This is a genomic window from Chthoniobacter sp., assembly GCF_040003245.1.
In the GTDB taxonomy this organism is placed as follows: domain Bacteria; phylum Verrucomicrobiota; class Verrucomicrobiia; order Chthoniobacterales; family Chthoniobacteraceae; genus Chthoniobacter.
Genome location: NZ_JBDUCX010000049.1, coordinates 24,094 through 33,062, shown reverse-complemented (window position 1 = coordinate 33,062; position 8,969 = coordinate 24,094). Strand labels below are relative to the sequence as shown.

At 60.1% G+C, this 8,969-nt stretch carries 4 protein-coding genes; all 4 read right to left on the bottom strand.

Translation table 11 applies throughout. The features are described from left to right. On the bottom strand, window positions 1–4,887 hold a 4,887-nt coding region (locus ABJF10_RS08940), incomplete at its 3' end, for an autotransporter-associated beta strand repeat-containing protein (RefSeq protein ID WP_348544206.1). Between the two features lie 326 nt (window positions 4,888–5,213). Beyond that, a complete protein-coding gene (locus ABJF10_RS08935; protein ID WP_348544205.1) occupies window positions 5,214–5,411 on the bottom strand; it encodes a hypothetical protein in 198 nt (65 codons plus the stop codon). Between the two features lie 194 nt (window positions 5,412–5,605). After that, window positions 5,606–6,244 (bottom strand): response regulator transcription factor, encoded by a 639-nt coding sequence (locus tag ABJF10_RS08930; protein WP_348544204.1) that lies wholly within the window; start codon window positions 6,242–6,244, stop codon window positions 5,606–5,608. A 120-nt stretch (window positions 6,245–6,364) separates the two neighbouring features. After that, a complete protein-coding gene (locus ABJF10_RS08925; protein ID WP_348544203.1) occupies window positions 6,365–8,647 on the bottom strand; it encodes a two-component regulator propeller domain-containing protein in 2,283 nt (760 codons plus the stop codon). Window positions 8,648–8,969 lie beyond the last annotated feature (322 nt).

The window sequence follows — 8,969 nt, the reverse complement described above, 5'->3', positions numbered from 1 at the left end:
CAGGGTGAATGAACCAGCGCCGAGGTCTAAGGTGCCGGAGTTGGCCGTCGTATCCACCGAGATGCTGTTGGCGGCCTCGCTGGCTGAAAGAGTGAGCGTGTTGCTGCCCGCAGCCGCGGTGCCGCCCGTGTTGTTATCGATGAAGTAGTTGGTCGCGGAAACCGCGCCCGACGCAGGCAATAGCGTAGTATTGAGGCGGATGATCTGGTTGCTGCCGTTCTTGGTGGCAAAACCGGTGCCACCGGCATCCGTCACCAGAAATGCATTATTGATAATCGAACCGGCAGTTCCCGTATTCCAGACCATGATCGCGTTGCCGACCGTCGCACCATTTGCGCCTCCCGCGCTCGTGTTGAGAGTCAATAGCGAACTGGCACCGAAGGACTGGGTGGCGCTGGTAATCGTCAGCGTGCTGTTGGCTCCGAGGGTCAGGAAGCTGGTCGTGTTTGCGGTCGTGGCCAGGCTGGCCAGGGTCTGGGTGCCGCCGCTGACGCTCAATGTGCCACCGCCCAGGATCAAAGCGTTCGAGCTTGAAACTAGGTTGTTGGTTCCGGCCACGTTCGCCTCGTTCAGAGCGAGGGTGCCGCCATTGACCGTAATGCCGCCGGTGAAGGTGCTGGCGGTCGTGCCATTGAAGGTCTGGGTGTTATTGCCTGTCTTGACCAGGCTGATCAAGTTCGCCGTCGCCGGGCTGATCACGCCGCCGAAGGACTGGCTGCCATTGGTCGTGTCAATCGTCAACGCCGCCGCTACACCCGTGTTCACAATGCTGTCGCTCGCCGGAGTGAAGCTGCCGTTGGTCAGGCCGCCGACGGTTTGGGCGGTACCATTGAGGTCAAGCGTGCCGGTCGTGGAACTGTCGCCGAGGGTGAGGAGTCCGGTAGAAAGACTGGTGGTTTTCTTGACGGTCTGCCCGCCGATGATCGTGACCGCGCCGGTGCCGGTGATGGCCGTCGAGGTGAAGGCCGCATTCGGATCGTAGATGAGCGTGCCGTTATTGGTGATACCGCCGCTCATGGTCACTGCCGTCGCGCCGTTGCCCAATTGCACTGTTCCACCGCTGGCAATGGTGCTCGTCCCCGTAAATGTATAACCAGCCGCAAGGGTAAGTTTCCCCGTGCCGTTGTAGGCCCACTGGGAAGCAAAGGCGCCGTTTTGGACGAGCGTCCCAGAGCTAATATTGCCCGCGCCCCCATAAGTTAACGTATAAGCCGCAGCGAAATTAATGGTGATCCCCCCTGGCATCGAAAGGGTGGATCCGGCGGTGTTGGAATTGATTGCCGTGCTGTTGAAAACATTCAATGCGCCTGTTCCCGATGCTCCGGAACCAAGCTGCCAGTTATAGCCATTCAGGCTGCTGAAATTGAACGTCGGCGCAGTGGAGGCGGGTCCAAACTGGCCCATGTTGGCGAGAATCAAAGTGTTCCCGGTTCCGCTGCCGTTGTTGCCAGCGATGAAATTAAAGGTGCCATTCCCTGATTCAACCACGCTGGTAGGAGCAAAGATGGTGTTGGTGGTGTTGCCCAGCAACTCCAGAGTGGTACCGACGCCGAGCGTGACCGTCGTCGAAGCACTCAACGCGGAGGATGTGCTAACCGGCGTGTTACCTGCGTTGGCCGCCGCTATCAGCGTGCCGCCACTGAGCGTTGTCGCGCCAGTGTAGGTATTCGCGCCGGAGAGGGTCCACGTGCCGGCGCCGGCTTTCGTAATGGATGTCGCACTGGAACTATTGATCAGATTGCCTGCAAACTCACCGCTGTCGGAACCTTGCAGTGTCAGCGTTTTCGCGCCGTTTCCAGTCGTGGTCAGATTGCTCGTGAATTTCAAAAGCCCCGAGCCGGAGGCATCAATGGTTCCGCCGGCGGTTGTGCCCTGAAGGTCGATGACGCGATTCGAAGTTTCACCCGCGCCCGTGTAGAGAAGCACGCCGCTGGAAACAGTGCTCGTGCCAAAATGAATGGTCGTGCCTTTGCCAAGATTGCTCGTGGTGGAACCCTGGTTGCCTACGCTCGACACGCTCAGAACACCGCCATGGATAAGCGTGTCACTGGTATAGTCATTCGTTCCATTTAAAACGGTCACTCCAGTGCCGTTATTCGTGCCGGTCCAGCTTTCAAACGAACTGGTGCCGGTGATGTTCGCGTTAATGATCAACGTCGCGCCGTTTGCAGCACCAATGTCGGGACCGTCTGTAGTGCTGTTTTGCGAAAGGACAATTTTTCCACCTCCCGTGGCATTGATCGTCGTGGTGCCGCTGGTGCTGGCGTCATTGATCGTCGTGCCGCCGGTGTTGCTGATCGTTAGATTGTTCGCGCCGATATCCAGCGTGCCTTGGTTGAGCTGGAGAATCTTGATAGTGTTGGAGGCAGCCCCGAGCGTCAATGTGCCCGCCCCGGTTTTGAGCAGCGTGTCGGTGGAGACGAAGGCCGTGGCTCCCGCGTTGAAGTTGTTGGCTGCATTGTTGATATCAAAGCCGACGGTCTTGCTGGCGTTGTAGGTAAGCGTATGCGACCCGAAGCTAGTCATCGATATTCCCGTGACCTGAAGCGTGCCGCCGTTGAAAGTTACGTTGTTATCCGCGCTCGCGCCGCCGAGATTGGCCGTGGCCCCCACGCTCAATACGCCGCTGGTCAATGTCAGCGCGCCGTTGAAGGTGTTCGTGCCGGAAAGGACCAACGTGCCAGTGCCGGCGACGCCGAAAGTGAGAGCGCCCGTGCCGGTGGAGTTCGTGATGTTGCCCGAAATTTCGGCTGAATCACCACCCGTTCCCGCTGTGACGTTGATGGTGCGGGTGCCGCCATTCAGGTCGATTGCATTCTGAAAAAGCGTCTTGGCGTTGGCGGAGACACTGCCGAACTGAAGCGTGCCGACAAGGTTCGTCCCGACCGTGCTGCCCCAGGTCTGCCCGGCGGTAGCTCCTCCGATGTTCACCGTCAACTGTCCGCCGTTGGCGGAGAAGCCACCACCATTTGCAGTGAATTGGAAATTACCGCCCCCACTAGTGCCGAGGCTCCGGGTGAAGCTCGCAGAACTGTTATTGCTTTGGAGGACGCCGCCATCCAGCGAGAGGAAACTGCCGGTGGGCAAACCAACACCGTCGTTGGCCTGCAGAACGCCACCGGTAATGGTGGTGCTTCCATTGTAATCGTTGGTCGCATTCGAGAGAGTGAGTCTATTGATCGAAATCTTCGTCAATGAACCGGTGCCGGTGACCTTTCCGGTGATCGATATGTTATTTCCGGCGTTCGCCGTGCCGGCATTGCCAATAGAGCTGTTGCCGCTATTCAGCGTCAGAGTTCCCGAGAGAACGGGGGTGAGATTTGCTCCACTCTCCAATGCGAGGGCACCCGTGCCCCCAAACCCCGTGCCGCCATTCAGCGTAATATTGCTTGCCAGCGTGTTGGTTGCGTTGGCAACAAATAATGACGCTCCGCTAGAGACGACAACCGGCGTGCTTTCGTGGCCTGTCGAAGCCAGATCGAGGCCCACCGCGCCCGCGGTGATGTTAATCTGGGTAACGTTGTTAAAGGTGCCATTCAGGTAGACGCGCGTCGCGCCGGAATTGGCATTCAGAACATGGCTGTTGCCGTTGAGTGTGCCGGTCCAGTTGATCGCGCCAGCGCCGATGCTGCTGAAAGTGGAATCGGCAGTGAGATTGATCGTTGAACTATAACCGAAGTTGCTTCCCGCCTGATTGATCTGAAAGGTGCCGCCTCCAAGATTGAAAGTGCCCGTCGCCGCCGCGCTCGTTGTCTGCGTAATTTGCAGAGTACCTGCATTGATCGTCGTGCCGCCGGTGTATGTGTTCACCCCGGAAAGTGTCAGCGTGCCCGCGCCCGTTTTGGTAAGGCCCGTAGCTGTCGTGTTATTTTGAATAATGGAGCCAATGGTCAGGCCATTGCTGGTATTGTTTTGAATTACCACCAAGTCCTTGCCGGCGGCACCTTGCAGCGTGCCGCCGGTAATCGTGGAAAGATTGTTGCCAACCGCGCTGGTCACAAGAATACCACCGGAAGTGATGGTGTTGACGCCTGTGGCGAAGGTGAATGTGTTCGCCGCAGTCGTATTGAATCGCAGGCTGTTGATGGTTACCACGCCAGCCAGGGCACCAGGGCTATTGGTGACATCCACGTCCTTGCCGGTGTAGTTTGCGACCGTCGTGCCGCCGGCCGTGGAGGTCGTGGCAGTGGCCGAGGCATAATTGGTGAGAGCGGTGATGTTTGTCCCATCATTGATCGCCCAATTCGTCCCGCCGACCGTGGCCCAGCCGTTGGCGGTCGTCGCGCTAGTGGCGCCGACCAAGCCCGCACCATTGAAGGTGCCGGCGCTGGAGAAATCAACCGTGGAACCAACATTGCGGGTAATCGTGCCGCTGGCCGCAAGAGTGCCTCCCGCCCCCACAGTCCAGGACTGGCCGCCGACGAGCGACAGGGCATTCCCGATCGTGGTCGTCCCAATGGTCAAGGCGCCGGCGCTGATGCCACCAGAGCCCAGCGTGAGAACGCCCGTGCCGGAAATCGTGTAACCCGTGGTGGTGAACTGCAGGCCGAGGGCGCTCAGGTTGGTATTGAGCGTGACGGTGCCCGCCGTGCCGGAAAAGATTGCCGTGTCCACGCCCGTGGCCGAGTTGTCCGTCCAAACGACATCGGCAGCGCCGTTATCCCAATTCGCCGTGGTATTGAGATCCCACGTACCTGTGCCTCCAAAGGTGCCATTATGCGTCGCATCGCCACCATCCCATGTCAGACTCGCCGCCTGCGAGAACCGCCAGGCGATGAGGACCATGATGCCCGCAAGGAGGATCGAACGGCTACACACGAAGAATATTTTGCGGCTGTTCCTGCAGCAGCCGAACAGGAGGAGGAGGGGACGGTTGGTCAGTTTCATTGAGGTGGACCTGAGTTGGGGGTTAAATCCGCGAATCATTACCGCGAGCCACGGTGGCTCAACGCCCGGCGAGGAGCGCGTGCGCTGCGGTGGAATGGGACAGCGGATTCATTTCTGCCGTTAAAACTGCCCATTCCCCCAAAACCGCAGTAGTCGCATGGACATGTGACAAGTGGCTTCCCCTCGTCCACAAAGTGCGCCGGGCGAGACACTTTACGGGCGCCGTGATACGTGGTGACACGAGCGGTAGAACGGCGGTGCTGGCACGCATGTTTTAAGCGGGCGGATGTCAGCGATAACATTCTCGAAGGGAGGGCGGCCGCCGTTTACCGCGCCTGGCGACTGCCCGCGCTTTGCCTGATCAACCAGCCGAGCAGGGCTTTTTCGAATCCGATGTCCACTCCCGCCTTTTCGCTTTCGATCCACTTGTAGCGAAGGATCTCATCGCGCTGACGGGCAAACGTCCGGTAGAGAAGCGAAGATTCCACAAATTGCAGGTCGTCGTTTTGTTGGAACATAAACATCGTGGGGGGGGTGAATGTTAGTTGACTGCTTGCGAGTCCAACTTCGCACCCGCCAAACGATCGTGGTAGTCGCATGGGTATGCGACAGGGCGACAAGGAGTTGTGCCCAGTTTGTCAGGCCGCCTTCACGTCTTTTTTTCCGGGAAAACGAAGACAGCGGCCGATGGCGCCAACGGGGGGCGAAACCGCTTTCGTTAGTGCCCGAGATACTTCACCACCGCCTCGGTCCGCGAATGCACGTGCAATTTCTCGTAGGTGCGCCGGATGTACGTCCGCACCGTGTCCATGCTCAATTGCAGTTGATCGGCAATCTCCTTGTAGTGCCGTCCCTCGGCGAGGCAGCGCAGAATCTCGCTTTCGCGGGCGGAAAGCTTCTCCACGCCTCCGGCCACCGATGCCGCCGCCGGCTCATGCTGACGGAAGAATTGCACGACCTGCCGGGCAATCTGGGGCGACATCGGGGAGCCTCCGCCCTTGAGTTGATTGAGCGCCTCCAAAAGCGCCGCGGGCGTGGTGCGTTTGAGCAAATAGCCGGTGGCCCCGGCGCGCAACGCGTCGAAGAGGTTGTCGCGGTCGTCGAACATCGTCAGCATCACGATCTCGATCTTCGGCACACGCCGTTTCAATTCACGCGTGCACTCGATGCCCGATTTTCCGGGCAGGTTGATGTCCATGAGCACGAAATCCGGCGGGTTCTTGATCAACCCCACGAGCGCGGCCTCGGCGCTGCCGTAGTCGCTCACGCAGCGGTAGCCGCTCGACCGGTTGATAATCTTTACCCAACCCGCACGGATAACGGGATCATCTTCAACGATGGCAAGGGTGAAGGGCATGAGAGAGACTCATTCAAGGGAGGTGGACGTGACAGCGGGTGAATGCAAGGCGCGAGACGCCCCTACCATCCACCCATCTTTACAATGGTCGAGTCGCATTTCTGGGTGACAAGCCGCCTTTCATTTGGCGGCAAGCGGGACGTGCAATGTGACCGTCGTTCCGGCTCCCGACTGGCTCACCACCTCAGCCGATCCACCGAGCGCACTCAGGCGCTGTCGCAGATTGATGAGTCCATTGGAAAACTCGGTGACGGCTTGCGGGTCGAAACCACAGCCGTCATCAGATATCACGATGGCGAGTGTCTCTACGCCAGCCAGCACGCGTAAGGTGACACCGCGAGCCCGCGCGTACTTCACCGCGTTGTTCAGCGCTTCCTTCGTCGCGAGGAGCACTTCATGGCGGGTTTCCGACGCCACGATCCGTGCGGGCACTTCGGCGGGCAGTTCCAGATGGAGGCTGAGCCCCGTCGGAGCGAGATACTCGGCCGCGAATTCGCCCAGGTAGCCGACCAGCCGTTCCAGCGTGTCGTTGCGCGGGTTCACCGTCCACACGATCTGGTCGAGTGTTCCGGTCACCAGGCGCGCGGCCTGGGCAATCTCACCGAGTTGTTGAGCCGCGGCGCCGTGCATCTCCGGCTCATCGGCGGCGATCTCGCTCATCAGGGCGATGCGGGTCAGACTCGCCCCCAGTTCGTCGTGCATATCCCGGGCTATGCGGGCGCGCTCCTTTTCCAAGACGTGTTCCTGCTCCAGCCGCCAAATTCGCGCGCGAACCCGGCGCAAGACGATCATTCGCACCATGGCCGCCAGGGCGAGCGCACTCAGAAACCCGACAATCCCCTGAAACAGATTCGTTTCCCACCACGCAGCCTGCACCACAAAGGGAAACGTGGCCACCACTGCGTGCTCCGATCCCGGTCCCTCGCTCGCGGCAACCTCAAAGCGATACCTTCCCGGCGGAACCCGCGTGTACGTCGCCATACGATCGTTCTGCCCTGCCGTCCACGCGTCCTCCAGCCCGGCGAGCCGGTAGCGAAACCGCAGCCTTTCCGGCGCACTCAATTGCGGCGCGGTATAGCGAATTTCGATTGGACCTGGCTTGGGCGGCAGGGTGATCGAGCTCCCAGATGCGAGCGCTATGAGCTCACCACCGACTCGCATCTCCTCCACCACCACGGAAGACATCGGAGGACTGTCCGCCGCGGGCGACGGCTTCACTTCCAATGGACCGCGATCGGTGGCAAACCAGAGGTTTCCGTCACGTGTGCGAATCGCGGCATTGCTCCGGCCAAAGGCGAATCTCAGCTTTGCCAAACCATCATCGCGCCCATAGGCGGCTCCCCTGAGCAGACGCCGCGTGCCGGCAAGGACCTCCTCCAGATCTTTGCGGGACGTACGAAAGAGACCGCGCCCCATGGCCAGCCAGAAACCTCCATCGGGTTCAATGACCAGCGCGCGAAGATCCTGCATGCTGGGTCCAGCATCGATCGGCAGGTGGTCGACGCGGCCCGAGCGCCAGCGAATCAACCCCCCTTCCCGGGCGCCGATCCAGACAGTGTCGGCCCCATCCGGCACCAAAAAACGAATCGATTCACCACTCTTGGCGCCAGGAATCGGAACAGGCTCAAACTGTCCGTTTTCCTGGCGAAAGACACGACCATCGTCCGTGCCCGCCCAGATGTGTCCGGTGCCGTCTTCGGCCAATGCGCGAAAGAGGACACGGCCGTCGCCCGTCGGCATCCGCTCAACGACGCCATCGTGGTAGCGAAGGAGGCCGGCAAGGATCGTCGCAATCCAGAGATTGCCTTTGTGGTCGCACAACAAAGTCGCTACGGGATAGCCCGTATTGGCCATGCTGTAAGCGCCGTCGCGCCAGCGCATCAATTTTCCGCCATCGCGACCGACCCAGACGCCTCCTTGGGGATCCGCGCAAATACACATCGTGACGGAATTTACCCAGCCCTCGGGAGCCGCAAAAAATTGATTCCTGGTATCGATCGCCCGAACGGGCGCCGAATCGCGGACGGCGAGCCACAATTTACCTTCGGTATCCTCACAAAGCGAAAGTACCCCCTCTTTTTCGAGACCATGGCGTGAGTCGAGTAAAAAGAAGCGCCGCGGTTGCAGCCGATTCAGCCCACTCAGCGTCCCTACCCACAGGTTTTTGTCTCGATCCTCAAATATGGCCTGGACCCCTTGGTGAGAAGTCGGCACACGCACAAACTTCCCTGCACGAAATCGCAGCAACCCCGCACCGCGCGTCCCCAACCACAAGTCTCCCGCATAGTCCTCATAGACCACGGTCACCTCCACCGCCCCCCCCAGCCACTCGATGTCGGCGATCTCTTCGCGCCTGCCATCAGCCCAGTAGTGCAGCAGCTTGTTGCCCCGCGTCGCCCACATCCCGCCCTTGCGCGCTGTCGCGAGATGCACGCGAGGCCCACCTTCCGGATCGAACGGTTGGAATCGCGTGCCGTCGAAAATACCGCACATCGCTTTGGTCGCATACCAGATCCGCCCGTCCGCGTCCGCGTGCACGAATGTATCCTTCCCCGCACCCACCCCATCATCCGCCGTCAACTTCGTCAACTGCCCGTCGCGCCACCGATACACCGCCTGGTCCGGCGCCAGTCCGATCCACATCGCTCCCGCGGCATCCACTGCAAAGGAACCCACCCAGCTCGTCTGCCCCCGCGGAGGCGCCACGGGCACGATCGTTTCAAAA